General features: G+C 71.5%; 1 protein-coding gene. It reads right to left on the minus strand.

What is annotated here, in order from left to right:
• Positions 1–291 (minus strand): hypothetical protein (locus tag IE94_RS36875; RefSeq protein ID WP_037925047.1); only part of this gene is annotated, 291 nt, incomplete at both ends.

Consider the following 291-nt stretch of genomic DNA (forward strand, 5'->3'; position numbering starts at 1 on the left):
CCCATCTGTTCCATTGTGGCGATCGTGACCACGATGTCGGTGTCGGTGGCCGGGGTCTGTTCGGGCAGGCTCAGGCGCACGCGCATGATGATCCGTGCCGTGTCGGGGGAGAGCGCGCTGCCCGCGGCGGGTGCGGGGGTGGTGGACCAGTCGATTGCGGTGAGCAGGTGGGCGAGGCTTTCGGGGTCGTGGGGGGCGGAGAGGGTGGTGTCGGTGAGGAGTGTGGTGGCCAGGGCGGCGAAGGCCGCGCTGTCGGGCCGGGCGCTGCCGGGAGGGAGCGTGTCCCATACC

Source organism: Streptomyces violaceorubidus (assembly GCF_000717995.1).
Lineage (GTDB): Bacteria > Actinomycetota > Actinomycetes > Streptomycetales > Streptomycetaceae > Streptomyces > Streptomyces violaceorubidus.